The organism is Leptolyngbya sp. O-77 (assembly GCF_001548395.1).
Lineage (GTDB): Bacteria > Cyanobacteriota > Cyanobacteriia > Elainellales > Elainellaceae > Thermoleptolyngbya.
Genome location: NZ_AP017367.1, coordinates 983307 through 1001330, shown reverse-complemented (window position 1 = coordinate 1001330; position 18024 = coordinate 983307). Strand labels below are relative to the sequence as shown.

Below are 18024 nucleotides of genomic sequence, written 5' to 3'. Positions count from 1 at the left end.
GAGGGAAGAACGAAGAGGGAAGAACGAAGAGGGAAGAACGAAGAGGGAAGAACGAAGAGGGAAGAACGAAGAGGGAAGCCTCCATTGGCTGTTCAGCGACATGAATCAGAATCAGAAATCAGAATCAGAACTAAAGGAATGCGCCTACCCCTGGCTTCTTGATGCTTTTCGATCGCTGGAAATCCCGCGCTCTCTCAGCAGGACAATCTAAAAAATCCCCAATCTAACCTCTAAAATCGACGTAGGAAACCTTGGGGGCGATCGCGTGGCGCGACAGCGGCTAGACGCACAACTGGTAGAACTGGGACTGTGCGAGTCGCGGCAGCAGGCACAACGGCTGATCCGGGCTGGCGAAGTGCGGGTAAACCAGCAGGTCATCGACAAACCGGGTACGGAAATTGACCCAACTGCCCAGATCGAAGTCAAAGCGCGATCGCCCTTCGTTTCTCGCGGCGGCGAAAAGCTAGCCAAGGCGCTGGAAGACTTTCAAGTCCCTGTCGCGGGGCGCGTGTGTTTGGATGGCGGCATCTCCACTGGCGGCTTTACCGACTGCCTGCTGCAAGCGGGCGCGGCACGAGTCTATGGCATCGACGTGGGCTATGGCCAGGTGGCCTGGAGCATTCGCCAAGACGAGCGCGTGGTGCTGCGCGAACGCACCAATCTGCGCCACCTCGCGCCCGCCGACCTCTACGGCCCAGGCGATCCACATCCCGATTTGGGCGTTGTGGACGTATCGTTTATTTCTTTGACCAAAGTGCTACCGGCGCTGTGGAGCCTGCTGGAGCCGCCCCGCGACGTAATTCTGCTGGTGAAGCCCCAGTTTGAGGTGGGCAAGGAAAAAATTGGCAAAAAGGGCGTGGTGCGAGAGGCGGCGGATCAGGCAGGGGCGATCGCCCAGGTGTTGACCGCTGCCCAGACCCTCGGCTGGCGCTATGCCGATCTCACTTGGTCGCCCCTCGTTGGCCCCGCAGGCAACCTGGAATACCTGCTCTGGCTCAACCTAGACAGCACCAAAGCACCCCCCGATGCCACTGCCCTCAAAGCACTGACGCAAGCTGCACAATCTGCGTTGAGACGTTAGGAATCAAAAGCCAGGCTGCAAGCAATCTGCATCTCAAAAAAACAATTGAAAATCCAAAATCACTTGCCCAATTTGCACCCCAAGGCTGGTTTTCACCCCCAAAACAGCCCTATAAACCTCACCTCTAGACGCTTTCAAAACCCTGGGCAATCCGCGATGATCAATAACGTAAGGTCGTGGTCAAGCGAATCGAGTCACTGAAATGAAGAAATTTTTTGCTCAGCCGTTTTATGGGTTGCTTCGCAAGCTGGTTGCCAACCCCAAATACCGCTGGTGGATCGTCGGCGCATCACTGATTTATCTCATCAGCCCCTTCGACTTTTCACCAGACATGATCCCGTTCCTGGGTCAAATTGACGATGCACTGCTCATCACGCTGGTTGCAACGGAACTGTCTCAGGCAGTGCTGCAATACAAGGCTAAAAAACAACAAGAGCCGACCGAAGCGGAAGCTTAACCTAGCTATAAAGGCGCTATAAAGCCAGGAATTGGGCAGCTTTTCTCTCCCAATTCCTGAAGCTCAATGGGTCGATGAATGTGTCACTGTTCACTGGGACATTTTTTCACTGAGACATTTTACTGAGTCCTCACACCCAAAAGCGCCTAGTTGATGGCGCTTTTTTGTTAGCACGATCCGCTCTAGAAACACACTGACTCGAAAAACTTCAGTGCGCTACGTTGACGCTAGTGCATCCTACAAAGCTAGTGCATCCTACAAAGACTTGCCAATAATTAGGGTTATTTGCACTAGTGAACTAGGTCATTCCGAAATGCATGAACAACCATTTGCACGCGATCATTCACGCCGAACTTGTTAAAGATATTGCGAACGTGAACCTTGACAGTGTTCTGGCTGAGGTGCAGTCGTTTGGCAATTTCAGAGGTGCGGCACCCATCGACAATAAGCTGTAGTACCTCTTGTTCGCGGATGGAAAGGACACTAGAGGCTCGGCGACGGGCTTGCTTGACCGGGAGAAACGCAAGCTTTAGGTTGGGCTTTGCAAGCGGAGACGGGCTGATTGGTTGCATAGAAGAACACCTGCTCTTGAGGAAATCTTGTAGCCAAAGCTGACCAAAAGCAAAACCAGAATTCAGCGATCTAGCGCGGTGTTGCTTTAAGACAGCACGAACCTTGGAAACGGCATCAGCGGGTCATGGTTGAGTATGAGCAAGAATCGCAAGAATTGACGGAGCGTTTTTGTATATCAACCGTTCGATATTTTTCGTGGTGCAAATCGAACGCTCGATATGAAAACTGAAACATACAGACGCACTCCTCCGAGAACGTGGTGAGCGGGGGTTAACGAATCGTGCAAGCCTCTCCAGACGATGGGGACAGGGGAAGATGCCAGGATTTCCAGGAAGCGAACCAGATTTGACGCGCGGCGCAATCTAAAGGCGGCGCTCAGGCAAGCACTTAATCGCTGAGGCAGGGGCATTCGACCCTAAACCAATGCAGCGCCTTTGCACCTCGTGAGATCCGCAGACATCCATCAAACTCCTGTCTCCCAAGGGCGGCGCGTACTTTACCCTGCAAGCAAATACCACCCTGCAAGCAAATACTGTCCCAACTTCTTAAAAGCTTTTTTACTTGAAACCCAGCTGCCCTGTCGCAGCCCGCACAGGCAAGATCCAGGTCAGGGCGATCGCCAAGACAATTTATATCGAACAGGAGTTATAAAATCAATATAGGCGCATTGTTTCAATTTGTCACGCCCTTTTTTGAAAAAATTCCAGCAGATTGCAGACAGCCAGATTCAGCCCCAGGCTCCACAAACGCCTGCTGTTTCTATGAATGCGTCAAGGTCGCTTAGTTGCGCTCGTCCTGACTCAGCAGGGCGGTGGCATCCAGATCTTTGCCGAGCTTTTCTTCCAGGGTTTGCTTCAGGGCGTGGCAGGGGGATGCAGCAGATGGCTCACTCGGGGTGGCTTGCTTAGAGGCGAGGTAGGCTTGCAGCATTTCACCCAGCAGCGCGGCCTGGCGCGGGATCGACGTGCGATCGCCCACGTACAGTCGTCGCAGCAACAGTCCATCTACAAAATTGCCCAAAAAGCGCACCAGTTCGATGTCGTCAATGCCGAGACAGTGCATCATGCCCTGCTCCGTGCCCTCCACCGAGCTTTGCAAGGTTTCATTGCAATTCACCTCTTCTAGGCTGAGCTGGCGGGCAAAGTCCAGCATCATCAGCGTTTGGTGCTGAAAGTATTCTTCGCGCTCCGCCAATAGCTCAAACCCCACCCTGAGCCGCTCTGCAACGCTCTCTAGGTGGGCAGTGCGGGACATAAACTCGAAGGAGTCCTGTTCGCAAACAAAACCCACAAGCTGCTCGAACAGACTTTCCTTGCTAGGAAAGTAGTGATAAAGCGTGCCCGTAGAAACACCAATGCGCTGAGCGATTTGCCGCATGGTGACTGCGTTGTAGCCCTTTTCTGCAATCACCTCAAAACACTTGCTCAGCAGCTCTTTGCGATATTCTTCGTGGTCAACAATCTTTGGCATTGACTAAAGTGGGGGATTCAAAACCAGGCTTTTTGTATATCAAGCGTTCGATATAGTTATCATAGTCCTTTAGCGGCTTGGTCTATCTCATTCAAGCCATCAACGGACTTGGAGGCTTACGGAAGAAAAGCCCGGCGATCGCAACTCGACGTGGCTTCGGTAAAAGATTCATGTGATAAGCCTAGCGCGATTAGCCAGAAGCACAAAGCAGGAATTTAGAATAAAAAACTATCGGCACAGATTATCGCTCTATTTTCGGGCTAAAACTTAGCTGAGGCTGAGTTAAATAGAAGCATCGAGCAGGATTTGCCGCGCTGATGCCCATCTCTGCTCGATGCTCTGGATGTTTGAAGGTGTCGCCGAGGTTTAGTTGGGAAGGCGATCGCACCGTTCTCGATCATGCTGACAGATAAACGCCTGGTATGCTTCCCGCTCAGTGTTTTTTGGGACTTGCGGTGCAGGATTGCAAAAATCGGGTGGAGTTTTGCCAGGGGCGATCGCTAAAGTAGGCAAGTGAGTCAAAATTTTGGCTTAGCTTTTTGGCAATGAACACACTCCAACCCCATCAAATCCCGGTCGCCGGATCGGTCGCAGGAGACGACCTAGACGACTATCAGCGCATTGCAGCGGCGATCGCCTTTTTGCGGGCGCACCGAGTTGAGCAGCCCGACCTGGCCGCCGTAGCCCAGCATCTCCACCTCAGCGAATCCCATGTGCAGCGGCTATTTACTCGCTGGGCAGGCATCAGCCCCAAGCGGTTCTTGCAATATCTGACGGTGGAATATGCCAAGTCCAAAATTGCGGAAACCGAGAGCCTGCTGGACTTGAGCCTGGAAGCGGGGCTGTCGAGTCCGGGGCGGCTGCATGACCTGTTTGTGTCGCTGGAGGCGATGTCGCCCGGAGAATATAAGGCGGGCGGCGCAGGGCTGGAAATCGTCTACGGCATTCACCCGACGCGGTTTGGACGGGCGCTGGTGGCAACGACGGCGCGGGGCGTATGCAATCTGCTGTTTTTGGATGTGCCGGATGCCGCTGCCAGGGATGCTGGAGAAGCCGAATTGCGGCGGCTTTGGCCAAACGCCGTGCTGCGCTATGACCCGGCTGCGACTGCGCCCGTGGGCGATCGCCTCCTGAACCCGCTCGACAATCCCCGGCCCATCAGCCTGTGGGTTAAAGGCACCAATTTTCAGATTCAGGTGTGGCGATCGCTGCTCCAGCTTCCCCCCGGCAGCCTGACCACCTATCGGCAAATCGCCCAGCACCTCGGCCGACCCACCGCCATCCGCGCCGTCGGCAACGCCATCGGCAGTAACCCAATAGCACTGCTGATTCCCTGCCACCGCGTCATCCGCGAGTCGGGCGAGCTGGGCGGCTATCGCTGGGGGCTGCCGCGCAAGTCGGCTTTGCTAAGCTGGGAAGCCGGCCGAGTTGATGCTAATTAGGACAGACGCAGCCGATATTCCAGCCCTTGCCCTGCCAATTTACACCTGGAATAAAATTTACACCTGGAATAAAGGAATAAAATTAAGGAATTGCATGAGTCATGAATCTCGCTGGCTAAGGATTGTGCAAAACTATGCACAACAGCGGGCAACCGGCTCTGCAATCCAGGGTTTCAGGGGGCGATCGCCCCGTGCTTGCTTTCCCCAAAGCACTCCAGACCCTCAGGACGCTCCATCCAATGTCCTCTTCTGACGCTGCCTTCGAGTTCAAGCCCATTGATCTGGCGAAACACCATCAGGTGTGCGTGCAGTTCAGGGCGGATGCGTTTGTGTGCAGCTTTGGGTCGGCGGAGCGGTTTTACGAGCCAAATGGAGCCGGGGCCGTGCAGTATTTGCGGTGGCTAGAGCGGCGGATTGCGGAGTTGCCCAATGGTTGCGTGCATTTGTGGAAAACCGGGCAAATTATTGGGCAAATCGAGCTAGGCCGCTGGAAGCGCGATGCCAGCGTGGGCTATGTGAATTTGTTTTACCTGGCTCCAGAGTACCGGGGGCAAGGGCTGGGGGCGCGGCTGGATGAATATGCGGCTGAGTTCTTTGGGCAGCACGGCTATGGGCGGGCCCGCCTCAGCGCCAGCCCAACTAACCTGGTGGCGATCGCCTTCTACCAAAAGCGCGGCTGGGTCGATCTGGGGCAGCGCCGCGACATGCCAGACACCCATTATTTTGAAAAGGTTTACTGATAGGACTTACTAAAACGGCGAATAACGGTATTCCGAGACACCTTTTCGTTAGGCTAGAGGATGCGACTTAATCTCTTCTTAACCCGTCGCAACCCGAGGAACTGCCGTGGCCGTCAAGTCAAACCTGCTGAGACCGAATCGCCTGCCAATGCCGGGGCTACGTCGGCTGCTGTCCTATCGCCGCGACTGGCTGCGGGGCGATGTGCTGGCTGGCGTGACGGTGGCAGCGTATCTAATTCCTCAGTGCATGGCCTATGGTGAACTAGCGGGCGTGGGGCCGGTGGCGGGGCTGTGGGCGATTTTGCCGCCGATGCTGATTTACGCTGTTTTGGGGTCGTCGCCCCAGCTTTCCGTCGGGCCGGAATCCACCACCGCCGTAATGACCGCAGCGGCGATCGCCCCTTTAGTGGCTACTTCTCCCAGCAGCTATGCCAGTCTGGCGGCACTGTTGGCGCTGCTGGTGGGGCTGGTGTGCATTGTTGGCTCGGCGCTGCGGCTGGGCTTCCTGGCGAATCTGCTGTCCAAGCCAATTCTGATTGGCTATATGGCCGGCGTGGCGCTGATCATGATCGGTGGGCAGTTGAGCAAAATCAGCGGCGTGGCCATCCAGTCAGACAACGTGTTTGGCCAGTTTGGCGAATTTTTCAGCCAGCTTGACCAAATTCATCGACCCACGTTTCTCCTGTCGCTGCTGGTGCTGGCGTTTTTGTTTGGCATCCAGCGGCGGTGGCGCACGGCTCCGGGGCCGCTGCTGGCGGTGCTACTGGCGACGGCAGCCGTCGCGCTGCTGGGGTTGGATCAACGGGGCATTGACGTGGTAGGTGAAATCCCCGCCGGATTGCCGCATCTGGCGCTGCCCCTGGCCAGCCTGTCGGAACTGCCTGCGCTGTTGGCGGCGGCGGTGGGTATTGCGGTGGTGGGCTATTCGGACAACGTGCTGACGGCCCGCGCCTTTGCCACGCGCAACGGCTACGAAGTTAACGCAAATCAGGAATTGCTGGCGCTAGGCGCGGCCAACCTGGGCACAGGGCTGATGCAGGGCTTCCCCGTCAGCAGCAGCGGCAGCCGCACGGTGATTGGCGATTCCCTGGGCAGCAAGTCGCAGTTGTTTTCGCTGGTGGCCTTCGGAGTCGTCATTGTCGTACTCCTATTTTTGCGGCCGCTGCTGGCGCTGTTTCCCAAGGCGGCGCTGGGGGCGATCGTGATTTATGCGGCTACCAAGCTGATTGAAGTTCCCGAACTGAAGCGGCTGAGGCGGTTTCGCCAGAGCGAGTTTTTGCTGGCGATCGCCACTTTATTTGGCGTATTGCTCACGGATATTTTGGTCGGCGTGGCGATCGCCGTCGGGCTTTCGGTGATCGATCTGTTTGCCCGCATCACGCACCCCCACGACGCAGTGCTGGGAACCACGCCCGACGTGCCCGGCCTGCATGACATCGACGACTGGCCCGGCGCAGTCACGATTCCTGGTCTGGTCATCTATCGCTACGACGCGCCGCTCTGCTTTGCCAATGCGGAAGACTTTAAGCAGCGGGCGCTGGCAGCGATCGCCGCAGAACACGCTCCCGTCGAGTGGTTTGTGCTGAATACCGAGGCGATCGTCGAAATCGACATCACCGCCGCCGATATGCTCTCGGAGTTTTCCGACGAGCTAGCCAGCCACCACATCACCTTTGCCCTGGCGCGGGTGAAGCAAGACCTCTATGCCCAACTGCGGCGATCGGGCCTGCTAGAAAAAATCGGAGCCGACCGGATTTATCTAACGCTGCACACGGCGATCGCCGGATTTGAAGCACGAGCCTCAAAGTAACTCAAACTAAAATGCCAAGCAGGGTGGCGATCGCTGGCAGCAGTTTATTCACGGACTCGATTAGCGCGGTGGTGGCTGGCACTGCCGTGGGAATGCCGCCCGCAATTCGTTTGAGGCTCCGCATGGCTTTGCCCGCCAGGGTTTTCTTCTGTTCGGGGTCGGGCTGTTGGGCGGCTTCTGCCAGCAGCTTTACCTCCGCCAGCGCGTCGGTCTTGTCGTCGGGCGAAAGGGCCGCGTCGTCTGCACCCAATAGCGTCGCCTGGAGCTGGGTCAGCAGTTCCCGAAGCTGGTCGCCCTCGGCAGATGCCGGAATCTGCTGAATCGTATTGGTGACCGTGCCGCTGAGTTCGCCCAGCGACACAACCGAATTGGTCGCGTTGACGGTAAAATCGCCGCCCACGTTAAAGGCTTGGCTTTTGTCGGTGTTTTCGGTCATGGCGCGTCCGTCTCCAATGACTTGTTGAGCAATCGTCGTGTTCTTTTGGCGGGCAATGGTCAGGGCAATTTCCTTGAGGTCGGCAGAGCGGAGTTCTTGCAAGCGGGTCACTTCTGCTTCGAGCTGGCGCACTTTCGTTTCATAGGGATGCAAGAAGCTGCGAGACACGGCTGCTTTGTCGGCTGTGTCTGGCACCTCCAGCGTCAGCAGCACGTCGCCGTCCTTCTTTTCGATGCCGATGATCGAATCGTAGGACAGGTCGGGATGCTCCTGCATGAGCTGCTGAAATGCCGCCGCAAACGCCTCAGGATTCACCCCGTTCCGCAGCAGCAGTTGCACCGTGTTCATCACTTTGCGATACAGCTTTTCAAAATCACCCGGCCCAAACACCGCATCCGGCTCGTGGGGACGGCGCTCGCGGCTGCCCAGCGCGTTGGGACGTTCTAGCAAAAACACAAACTGGCAGTCTACCTGGCTCAGGTTGGTGGTGTGGTCGATGTTCCATGCTTCTAAGCAGGCTCCGGTGAGCGCGGCTCCAGCAAAATCTGTCCCGACGGCCAGCGCCGCGGTCAGGGTGGCCTCGCGCAGATCCGCGTTGTGGAGTCTGGCCTGGCTGAGATTTGCCCGCGTCAGGTTTGCGCCATTCAGGTTTGCGCCGCTCAGGTCTGCGTCCTGCAAATTGGCGTCGGTATAGTCTTTTTTGTAGCCATAGCCCGACACCAGCAGCTCGCGCACCGCCTGGTCTGCCAAGATCGACCCGCCCAGCCGCGCCCGATCGAGCTGTTTGACTTCGCGCCAGCAGACTTGAGCGAGGATGGTGGGGCGCTGGCGCGAGGCGTGGAAGCTCGCCCGCCCCAGCGTGGCTTTCGCAAAGCTGGCCCCAGACAAATTGGCCCCGCAAAAGCGCGTGCCGCCCAGCGCCCCCAGCGCCAGCCCCATCGATCGGGCGAGGGCAAATTTTTCGTCGCCTCGGATCGCCCTGCGGGCGATATACAGGCCGAGCACAGCTACAGCTCCAGCTACAGCTCCAGCTACAGCTCCAGCTACAGCTACAGCTACAGCTACAGCTACAGCTACAGCTACAGCTACAGCTACAGCTACAGCTACAGCTACAGCTACAGCTACAGCTCCAGCTCCAGCTCCAGCTACAGCTACAGCTACAGCTACAGCTCCAGCTACAGCTCCAGCTACAGCTACAGCTACAGCTACAGCTACAGCTCCAGCTACAGCTACAGCTCCAGCTCCAGCTACAGCTACAGCTACAGCTCCAGCTCCAGCTCCAGCTACAGCTACAGCTCCAGCGATCAAAATCGTTCCGGCTGCTCTGGTGGTGAGTCCTTGGCGGGCGATCGCATAGAGAGTGACGGCCAGCACCAGCAGAACTGCCAAACCTGGAAAAATCGTGTAGCTTTCAATACCTCGTGGACTCAAAAGCTCAGCAAGAAACACAGCATAAATGACGGCTGAGAAAAAATTCATCAGTGCAGATATCACAAACCCAATCACCCACTGCGCCACCCGCCAGCGTTTCTGCACTCCGGCTCTGGCGTTGATGAAGGTTGCGCCCTGCAGGTTGGCATTGCTAAAGTTTGCGCCGCACAGATCGGCTTCGCTAAAGTTGGCTCCTGACAGGTCTTTTCCCTGGAAATTTGCACCGCGCAAGTTGGCCCGGCGAAAGTCGCGCTCTCCGTTGGCGTAGCGGCGTAATACGTCGGCAGCATTCATGGGCAGAAACGGGGGGCTTGACGGATCCCCATTTGCTATAGTCGTAGCGTATAAATGTCCGGAACGCCAGTCAGTTGATAGGGACAGCTTCTTGCCAAGCCAGCGGATCTTGCACAAGACACCCAAACCCGTAGGCTGCGTTAGCGATTCGCGCAACGCAGCCCAACCGTTCAAAGTCCCCCTTTTTAAGGGGGATTTAGGGGGATCTCAACCCCTAATGCGTCGTATTCAGGCTTTGCTCCAGTCGGCGGCTGCCCCAGGACATGGCATAGCACAGCACCCAGAAAATCAGCCCAATAAATAGATACACTTCGGCATAGCGCCCGATAAACTGCGGGTTTGCCAGGATGGCGCGGCTGATGCCCAATAGCTCAAACAGACCGATGATTAGCAGCAGCGTTGTGTCTTGCAGCAGGCTGATGAACAAGCCCACGATCGCCGGAATCGACACCTTCAGCGCCTGCGGCAGGATAATTAGCCCCAGCGTCAGCGGCGTACTCAGCCCCAGGGCGCGGGAGGCTTCGGTTTGGCCGCGAGGGATGGATTGCAGCCCGCCGCGAATCGTTTCCGCCAGATAGGCAGCGGTGAACAGCGTCAGACCAATGATGGCGCGAATCACCAGGTTCAGCCGGATATTGCCCGGAATAAACAGCGGCACCATCACCGACGCAAAAAACAAAATTGACAGCAGCGGCAGCCCGCGCACCAGTTCGATGTAGGCCGTGGACAGCCAGCGGATGACGGGCAGCGTGCTTTGGCGGCCCAGCGCCAGCAAAACCCCCAGCGGAAACGACAGCAAAATACTGAGTACCGACACAAACACCGTCAGCAGCATCCCGCCCCAGTCGTTGATATTCACCGGGCGCAGACCAAAGCCCCCCAGCAGCAGCCATAGCGCAATCGGCAGGGCGATCGCCCAAGCTATCGACAGCCACTTGCCAAAACCGGGGATCTTGCTGCCAATCTGCCAGCCCACCCAGGCGCTCGCGGCAACCACCAGTACAACGCCCAAAATCAGCAGGCGATAGAGTGGCGGCGTGGGAAAGATAACGGCAATCAGCGCGGCGATCGCCAGCCCAATCAGCACCGGACGGCTAAACAGGCGCGGAGCCGTCTTTGCCAAAATGCCCCACGTCTGCCCCGCCAGCGCCGCCAGCAGCGCCACCAGCACCCAGACCCGCCAATACTGACTCGCCGGAAAGCGCCCTACAAAATACAGCGGCAGGTTTGCCGGAATCACCTGCCACTGCGCCAGCGAAAAGGCCCAGCGCACGAAATTAATCACCGTGCTGCCCAAAAGCCACACCAGCAAAATGGTGAGAATGCCGTTGAACCAGCTATTGAACAGGTTCTTCCGCATCCAGGCGACTGGGCCAACTTGGGCAATTGGTGGAGGAGAGGCAGCGGCGGGGGGGTAGCTAGTGGTCATGGGCTAGAGGAACTGGGAATGGGAAATGAGGATTCAGGGCTTTCAGGGCTGCTGTTTTGCAGAGCGAGCATCGAGAGGAATGCAGCGTATGGGCTAGCGTTCCTTAAGCTGAACGGATCGGTTAAGCAAATTCATTAGCGTCGTAATCACCAGATTGACGATGAGATACACCGCCATCAGGATGAGGATCATCTCAACAGCGCGTCCGGTCTGGTTTTGCGTCGTCTGAAAAGTCGAGAAAAAGTCAGGATAGCCAATGGCCAGGGCCAGGGTCGAGTTTTTTGCCAGGTTTTGATACTGGCTGTTGAGCGAGGGAATAATGACGCGCAGGGCCTGGGGCAAGACGACAAGCTGCATCGCCAGTCCAGTGTGCAATCCCAGCGCACGAGCCGCTTCCCACTGCCCTTTCGAGACGGACTGGATGCCTGCGCGGACGATTTCGGCGATGAATGCGCCCGTATAAAACGACAGCCCAGCCAGCACGGCGGCGTATTCCAGCGAGATTCGCAGTCCACCCGTGATGCTGTTGTTTTCGCCCAGGGTCGGCGTTTCCCACTTCATGCCAAACAGCAGGACGAGCAGACCGATGAGCGCCAGCCCAATCAGCATCCACTGCTGCGGTTTGCCCGACGCGCCTGCGGTTTCCATCAGCTTGATGCGCCAGCGCCAGATGAAGAAAGCGGCGATCGCCCCCAGCACCACTCCCAACAGCGCTAGCCAGTCGCCTGTGGTGTTGGCGGGCCAGGGAACAAACATACCAGCTTTGTTGATAAAGCCCCTGCCCAGCAGCGGGGTCGGTGGATCACTGAGGTTACGCTGCGGCGCAAGGCTATAGAACACCACAAAAATCCAGAAAAAGAGCTGGAGTAGCAGCGGCACGTTCCGCACAATCTCTACATAAAACACGTTGAGCTTACGCAGCAGCCAGTTGTCGGAAAAACTAGCGATTCCCGCCAGCACGCCGATTACCGTCGCCAGCACAAAGCCCACCAAAATCAGCCGCAGCGTGTTCAAAAAGCCCACCACCAGCGCCCACCAGTAGCGATCGTTGGTCTGGTAGGGCACGATGGTTTCGCCAATGTTGAACCCGGCCTGGTTCCTCAAAAATCCAAAGTCAAACTGCCGCCCTAGCTGCGCCAGGTTGCGAAACATATTGCCAAGCAGGATTGACCCGATTAGCAACACAACGCCCAGCACAATCAGTTGGATGATGATTCGCCAGACCCGGTCGTCTCGCCAAAAGGGAATCTTTTCGCTGCCGTCAGTGGATTGCGTCATGCCGATCTGCTATGTCTATCGAGACTTGAGGAAAGGAAATGGTTGAGCGGGGCTGCCCTTTGCAGAACTTGCCCTTTGCAGAACTTGCCCTTTGCAGAACTTGCCCTTTGCAGAAAAGATATCAGGAAGGGCAGGCTCTGCAACACTGCCGCCTGAAATGACGGTTAAATGTTGACGAAACCTGCCCTCCGGCGTACTAGGTAACGTTAGCGCAGGCTCTAGCGGAACGGCGGCGAATACATTAGACCACCCTTAGTCCACAGTTCATTGGGGCCGCGAGAAATGTTTAGCTCGGAGCCGCTGCCCACGTTGCGCTCGTAGATTTCGCCGTAGTTGCCCACTGCCTTGATAACATGAACCATGAAATCAGCAGGCAGACCCAGTTGGCTCCCCAATTCACCCTGGACACCCAGGAAGTTTTGAATGTCGGGGTTCGGGTCTTGCTTCATTTGATCGACGTTAGCCTGGGTAATGCCAAACTCTTCTGCTTGGATCAGTCCGTAGGTGACCCACTTCACCACGTCATACCAGCGAGAATCGCCGTTGATGGTTACTGGGCCCAGAGGCTCCTTGGACATCACCACGTCGAGCAGCACGTAGTCGTCAGGGTTGGGCAGGGAGGTGCGCTTGGCGGCAAGCTGAGAGCGGTCGGACGTGAAGGCTTCGCAGCGACCCTCAGCAAAGGCGGCGATCGCCGCGTTGGAGTCCTGGAACTTTACTTCATTAATCGTCACACCCGCTTCTTTGGTGCGGCTGGCCAGGTTTAGCTCGGTTGTAGTGCCCGTTTCCACACACACCGACTTGCCTGCTAGACCGGCCACATCTTGGATACCGCTGGCCTTACTCACCAATAGCCCTTGACCGTCATAGAATGTGGTCGGCGCAAACTCCAGACCGTTTCCGCCCGCTGCATCTCGGCTAGCCGTCCAAGTGGTGTTACGAGACAGCATATCCACTTCGCCGTTTTGTAGGGCAGGGAAGCGAGCCGTAGAGTCGAGATTTCGATACTCAATCTTGCTGTCAATATCTTCCGATGTGCCAAAAACCGCAGCAGCTACGGCGCGGCAGACATCCACATCCAGCCCCGAATAGGTGCCACTGGGGTCAACAAAGCTAAACCCAGGAATCGTTCCCTCAACGCCGCAGATCAACTTGCCCCGCTCTTTCACCATGTCCAGACGGCTTCTGCCCGCAGCAGTTGCCGCTGGAGAAGCCCCTTCGGCACCCGGCGAACCCGCAGTATCCGTCGGCGCTGAGGTACAGGCAGAGATTGCGGCTACAGACAGGCTTGCTGCCAGCAGCAAAGAACCCCACTTACGCATAGTTGTCTCACTCACTTCAAACAGAACTTCAAAAAAATATCAGGGTAGCAACTTGCCTGAAAGAAGCGCATCCGCAATCAAAAACCAGGCATCCGCCAGGACGCAGACTCAACGTTCTTCCAGCCGACTGCTTTGAACTTTCTTAACAGTCTACTGCTTCCGGAATTCCGTTTGTATATCGCTATACATTTCATGGCGTTGTCATAGGGCTGTAAAATTGGCGAAAAACCCTTGGCAAGATAAAAATCAGAAGCGGGCAAAGTGCCACTAAAAATCAGGATGATTTGGAGTTTTTTCCGCCTCATCCTGTGAGGATTTTATCGTTAGCCCTGCTCAAATGTGGGGTGTGGTAGGGTGCGTCAAGCAGATCTTTTGACCGCATGGATATGCTATCGCTAATCCCTCCTACAAGAAGAAAAGCTCTGCCAAATTGCGATCGCCGACTGAGCTAGTTTTAGAAATTGGCAGCGCCAGCCAAACGAGAGCGATATCCTTCATGCCGGAGTGGCATGCCGGAGTGGCGCATCGCTTGGCGGTTTGTAGCCTGAAGAAAATTACAGAGAATTATTTTGAACGAATGCAGCTTGACGGGAGATAACCTGGATGATTCCTGAAGAGTGCTTGAATCAGCTTTGAGATAGCCTAAACAAATGCTGGGACAAGTGCTGAGCGATATTGAGTAATATTTCAGGACTATTTGTGAGCGCAAAGTGGGTTAAATGTTGACCCCGTGACGTGTTGCTTAGCGTCCTTGTGCCATCTCGCGAATGAGCGGAATGCGGTTGCGAATGTATTCGCTGAGGAGATCAGATTCGCTGGGATTGAGCGATCGCCTTTGATAAAATTGCCCGATTAGCCACTTGGTAAGGGTGTGGTCATCCAGGTTCAGTAATACACTTGATTGGGCCTCGTCTACGACCATCCAGAGTTGCCGGAGCATTAGAGGACTCATACCGCCTCCTTAAGGTTTTCTTTATTTTCTATACCATACTCATCCAATTTGTCGCTGGTGCATGGTGAACACAAGACGACACAGATTGTGACGGATGCTGTAACAATTCACGGAGAAACTTGATAAATTTTGGGCATGATGGAGGCATGGAACCTGTCAATTTTGTGCCCAATTCTGCATCTGCTTCGGCATCAACCTCTACGGATTCGATGTCCGATTCGGCATCTCCTGATGCTGCGGCGGCCTCTCCTCCATCAGATGCTCTGCTTGGGGATGCTCTATCCGGGGATTTGGCGGCGCTGCCTGCGGATGTCTCCCTGATGCCTGCGGGCAAATCGGATGCGGGATTGGCTCCGCTGCTGCTGACGGTTGTTGAGCTAGTGCGACAGTTGATGGAGGCGCAGGTGATCCGCCGGATGGAAGCGGGCCTGTTGGCTGATGCTGACCTGGATCGCGCTGCCGAAAGCCTGCGAAAGCTAGAAGAACAGGTCGTGCAGCTCTGCGAAATTTTTGAAGTCGATCCGGCTGATCTCAACATTGACCTGGGCGAAATCGGCACGCTGCTGCCCAAGGCGGGCGGCTACTATCCGGGTGAACAGTCTGCCAATCCATCGATTTTAGAACTGCTTGATCGCCTGCTAAATACGGGCGTGGTGGTCGAGGGCGACGTAGATCTGGGGCTGGCGCAGCTCAACTTAATTCACGCCAAGCTCCGCCTTGTGCTGACTTCCAAGCCGCTGTAGCGTTGGGCTTCTGCCTGGATGTAACGCTGTGTCGCAATCTGGGGACGGTTGGCGATCGCCCCCTCTAAACTGGGCATTCTCAGCGAGTAGGCAGATTGGGTCAGCCAATACCCCGACGATTTGCGCCCATTTGCTCTCAGTGGCCCTGTTTCCCCCACGCATCATGGCATACGGTTTTTATCTCTACGGCATCTTCCCCAGTCCCGGCCCTATCGGGCTGACTCTCGAAGGTCTAGACGCGCAGCCCGTTGATTCCCACGCCATTGGCGACTTCGTATTCCTCTATTCCGAGGCGCAGCAAAAGCGCTATCTCTCTAGCCGCAAAAACCTGCTGGGCCATGAGCGCGTGCTGGAGCAAGCAATGGAAAAGGGCTATCGCACCCTGCTGCCGCTCCAGTTTGGCATGGTGACGAAAGACTGGGAGAGCGTGGAGGCGCAGCTTATCGTGCCCAAAGGAGAGGCGCTGCGGCAGTTGTTTCAGCGGCTGGAGGGTCGCCGCGAGGTGGGCATCAAGCTGGTGTGGAACCAGGAGGCGGAGCTAGAGGCGCTGATGCAGGAAAACGATCTGCTCAGAGCCGAGCGCGATCGCCTCGAAGGCAAAACCCTCAGCATGGACGAAATCGTTCGCATTGGGCAATCCATCGAACACGCCATGACTGTTCGCAAAGACGCGATCATCCAAACCTGCCGCGATCGCCTCAACGCCCATGCCGTTGAAATTGCCGAAAACGATCTGCTGCCGAGCGTTCCAGGCATGATCTACAACGCCGCCTACCTGATTCCCTGGGACGCAGAACCCGCCTTTGGGCAACAGGTCGAGCAACTGGACACGCAGTTCAGCGGCCGCCTCACCATCCGCTACAACAACTTCACCGCGCCCTACAACTTTGCCCAGCTAGACGCAGAGTAAGATAGCACCCATCTTTTATTACTTCCCTCCCAACCCCCGCTATGATCTTTGACCTCCTCCTCGCCCCTGTCACCGCGCCCATCAACGGCATGAACTGGATCGCCAGCAAGATTTTGGAGCAGGCAGAGCCGCTGCTGGATGAAAAAGAAAATCTGAAAAAAGAACTGCTGGCGCTGCAACTCGCCTTCGACATGGGCGAACTGCCCGAAGACGAGTTTGAGGAGCAGGAAGAGGCGCTGCTGCTAGCGATTCAGGCGCTCGAAGACGAAGAAATGGATTTGGAAGACGAAGAATAGCAGCGATCGCCGCAAACTGGTGGTGCTTAGCTCAGCATCAGCCCTTTAGACTGGAGCGTTTGCTCAATTTGCTGCATCTCTTCCAGCGTTTCGCCCGCGACGATTCCATAGAGGGCAGTGTAGATTTTGCCGTACTTCACCTTTTCCAGGGCGGACAGGATGAGGAAATCTTTGCGATCGAGTTCGGGCTTGAGGTCTACCAGAATCGAGTCGAGCGTGCCCGCCATTTGATAGTCGGTGGAGTATTTGGCGATCGCCTTTCCTGCCTTCAGCAAGGGTTGTCGTTGCAAACAGAGCGGCGTGGAGCCATTTACCCGAAAGTTGGCATCGATGGCGTGGAGCTGACCATCGGTGTCTTCCAGCACGTCGCAGCCGATGATGCCGAAATAGCCCTGCTGGTGGGCATAGCGGGCGATCGCCAGAATATGCGGCGCAAATCGCTCGACGGGCGTATTTTGGTAATCAATCAGCCCGCCCAGATAGCCGCCTTCTTCGGTGACGAGCTGCCCCGTCACGCCGATTAGCGCCACTGCGCCCGTCTTGCTGACGTAGAACTGCATACAGTAGTTCTGCACGGCGTTTTTCACAAAATCTGACACGACGATGCTGCGAACCAGATTAATTTCCCGATATTTGCGAATTTCTCGCAGGCAATAGTCAAGGTCGCTGGGGTTCTGGATGATGTAAGTGCCTTCGCCAGAGAGTCCGTGGGTCGTTTTGATCAGGTAAGGAAACGCGGCAGGCAGCGGCACGTCCTCTAGCGGCGTTTCGTCCAGGTGATAGGTGACGTAGTGCGGGCAGGGCACACCCAGTTCGGACAGGGTTTCCTTACTCAGCAGGCGATAGTGGATGTCGGGCGGGACGGCGTGCTTTTCGGGCGCGAGGTGGTCAAAGGGAAACAGCGTTAGCACCTTGGCAAAGCGATCGCTCTGGCTCAGGTAATCCAGGTAAACCGACCGTTGCAGCACTTCCAGGTTTTCGTAACGAAAGCCAAAATGCTCGCGCCAGTAGTCGATCAGGAGGTTGCGCGGCGGGCGGATGACAATCCCCGTGAGGCGATCGCCCAACACGGCCAGGTTTTTTTCCAAGGCTCCCTGCTGCACGATTTGTCATAGCTGACCTTGGTGGCTTCGTCGCTGCCGTCTTGCAGAAAGTACTTTTCGGTATTGGGATAGGCGGCCCAGCTTGCGGTTGCCGGATAGTTGAGGATGAAGGCGTGGGGCGCGTCTGCGGTGTCTGCGGCAAACAGGTCGGAAAGGCTGTTTGCCTGAGTGTATTGCAGGTCGGTCTGAATGTGGGAATCTGAGGCCATAGCCGCATTAAACCAGGGTGGAGTTGGGAGGTTTTAAAAGTCTTTTGC

General features: G+C 56.2%; 18 protein-coding genes and 1 pseudogene. 9 read left to right on the top strand and 10 right to left on the bottom strand.

Annotation, left to right across the window (positions count from 1 at the left end):
* The first annotated feature begins 265 nt into the window (after positions 1-265).
* Together O77CONTIG1_RS04255 and O77CONTIG1_RS04250 are read left to right on the top strand one after the other, a co-directional pair.
* Complete coding sequence (locus tag O77CONTIG1_RS04255) at positions 266-1081, top strand: TlyA family RNA methyltransferase (RefSeq protein ID WP_068508345.1); 816 nt, start codon at positions 266-268, stop codon at positions 1079-1081.
* 202 nt (positions 1082-1283) lie between these two features.
* Entirely contained in the window at positions 1284-1538 is a 255-nt protein-coding gene (locus O77CONTIG1_RS04250) for a YkvA family protein (protein WP_084782171.1), read from the top strand.
* 290 nt (positions 1539-1828) lie between these two features.
* On the opposite strand, the gene O77CONTIG1_RS23295 is transcribed toward O77CONTIG1_RS04250, so the two are convergent.
* A complete protein-coding gene (locus tag O77CONTIG1_RS23295) occupies positions 1829-2110 on the bottom strand; it encodes a response regulator transcription factor (protein WP_084782168.1) in 282 nt (93 codons plus the stop codon).
* A gap of 781 nt (positions 2111-2891) precedes the next feature.
* Entirely contained in the window at positions 2892-3581 is a 690-nt protein-coding gene (locus O77CONTIG1_RS04245; RefSeq protein ID WP_068508344.1) for a TetR/AcrR family transcriptional regulator, read from the bottom strand.
* Positions 3582-4126: 545 nt separating this feature from the next.
* Here O77CONTIG1_RS04245 and O77CONTIG1_RS04240 point away from each other — a divergent pair.
* The 3 genes from O77CONTIG1_RS04240 (at position 4127) to O77CONTIG1_RS04230 (ending at position 7573) form a co-directional block, all read left to right on the top strand.
* Entirely contained in the window at positions 4127-5023 is an 897-nt protein-coding gene (locus O77CONTIG1_RS04240) for a methylated-DNA--[protein]-cysteine S-methyltransferase (RefSeq protein ID WP_068508341.1), read from the top strand.
* Positions 5024-5262: 239 nt separating this feature from the next.
* Positions 5263-5763, top strand: coding sequence for a GNAT family N-acetyltransferase (locus O77CONTIG1_RS04235; protein ID WP_068508339.1), 501 nt, complete (start codon positions 5263-5265; stop codon positions 5761-5763).
* A gap of 106 nt (positions 5764-5869) precedes the next feature.
* Positions 5870-7573, top strand: a complete 1704-nt coding sequence (locus O77CONTIG1_RS04230; protein WP_286132534.1) for a SulP family inorganic anion transporter — start codon at positions 5870-5872, stop codon at positions 7571-7573.
* A 1-nt stretch (position 7574) separates the two neighbouring features.
* On the opposite strand, the gene O77CONTIG1_RS25980 is transcribed toward O77CONTIG1_RS04230, so the two are convergent.
* Complete coding sequence (locus O77CONTIG1_RS25980; RefSeq protein ID WP_286132679.1) at positions 7575-8897, bottom strand: pentapeptide repeat-containing protein; 1323 nt, start codon at positions 8895-8897, stop codon at positions 7575-7577.
* Here O77CONTIG1_RS25980 and O77CONTIG1_RS25975 point away from each other — a divergent pair.
* Entirely contained in the window at positions 8847-9476 is a 630-nt protein-coding gene (locus tag O77CONTIG1_RS25975) for a hypothetical protein (protein WP_225894822.1), read from the top strand. The genes O77CONTIG1_RS25980 and O77CONTIG1_RS25975 overlap by 51 nt on opposite strands.
* Before the next feature lie 120 nt (positions 9477-9596).
* Here O77CONTIG1_RS25975 and O77CONTIG1_RS27740 read toward each other — a convergent pair.
* The 5 genes and pseudogenes from O77CONTIG1_RS27740 to O77CONTIG1_RS04195 all read right to left on the bottom strand — a co-directional run.
* Positions 9597-9734 (bottom strand): annotated as a pseudogene (locus O77CONTIG1_RS27740) (pentapeptide repeat-containing protein); the annotation flags it as partial.
* 214 nt (positions 9735-9948) lie between these two features.
* Positions 9949-11163 (bottom strand): amino acid ABC transporter permease, encoded by a 1215-nt coding sequence (locus O77CONTIG1_RS04215; protein ID WP_084782159.1) that lies wholly within the window; start codon positions 11161-11163, stop codon positions 9949-9951.
* A 93-nt stretch (positions 11164-11256) separates the two neighbouring features.
* Positions 11257-12441 (bottom strand): amino acid ABC transporter permease, encoded by a 1185-nt coding sequence (locus O77CONTIG1_RS04210; protein ID WP_068508335.1) that lies wholly within the window; start codon positions 12439-12441, stop codon positions 11257-11259.
* A gap of 218 nt (positions 12442-12659) precedes the next feature.
* Positions 12660-13763 (bottom strand): amino acid ABC transporter substrate-binding protein, encoded by a 1104-nt coding sequence (locus tag O77CONTIG1_RS04205; RefSeq protein WP_084782157.1) that lies wholly within the window; start codon positions 13761-13763, stop codon positions 12660-12662.
* Between the two features lie 742 nt (positions 13764-14505).
* A complete protein-coding gene (locus tag O77CONTIG1_RS04195) occupies positions 14506-14715 on the bottom strand; it encodes a hypothetical protein (protein WP_068508332.1) in 210 nt (69 codons plus the stop codon).
* Positions 14716-14861: 146 nt separating this feature from the next.
* On the opposite strand from O77CONTIG1_RS04195, the gene O77CONTIG1_RS04190 reads away from it, so the two are divergent.
* From O77CONTIG1_RS04190 to O77CONTIG1_RS04180, 3 genes are all read left to right on the top strand, one after another.
* Entirely contained in the window at positions 14862-15458 is a 597-nt protein-coding gene (locus tag O77CONTIG1_RS04190) for a gas vesicle protein K (protein ID WP_317134207.1), read from the top strand.
* Between the two features lie 163 nt (positions 15459-15621).
* A complete protein-coding gene (locus tag O77CONTIG1_RS04185) occupies positions 15622-16368 on the top strand; it encodes a GvpL/GvpF family gas vesicle protein (RefSeq protein WP_068515983.1) in 747 nt (248 codons plus the stop codon).
* Between the two features lie 41 nt (positions 16369-16409).
* Entirely contained in the window at positions 16410-16664 is a 255-nt protein-coding gene (locus O77CONTIG1_RS04180; RefSeq protein ID WP_068508329.1) for a gas vesicle protein GvpG, read from the top strand.
* A 26-nt stretch (positions 16665-16690) separates the two neighbouring features.
* On the opposite strand, the gene O77CONTIG1_RS04175 is transcribed toward O77CONTIG1_RS04180, so the two are convergent.
* Both O77CONTIG1_RS04175 and O77CONTIG1_RS27735 read right to left on the bottom strand, forming a co-directional pair.
* Complete coding sequence (locus O77CONTIG1_RS04175) at positions 16691-17752, bottom strand: carbamoylphosphate synthase large subunit (RefSeq protein WP_197673318.1); 1062 nt, start codon at positions 17750-17752, stop codon at positions 16691-16693.
* The gene (locus O77CONTIG1_RS27735) at positions 17680-17976 is read right to left on the bottom strand and encodes a hypothetical protein (RefSeq protein ID WP_197673317.1); all 297 of its coding nucleotides are present in this window, start codon (positions 17974-17976) and stop codon (positions 17680-17682) included. Before O77CONTIG1_RS27735 ends, O77CONTIG1_RS04175 begins: the two co-directional genes overlap by 73 nt.
* Positions 17977-18024: the final 48 nt, after the last annotated feature.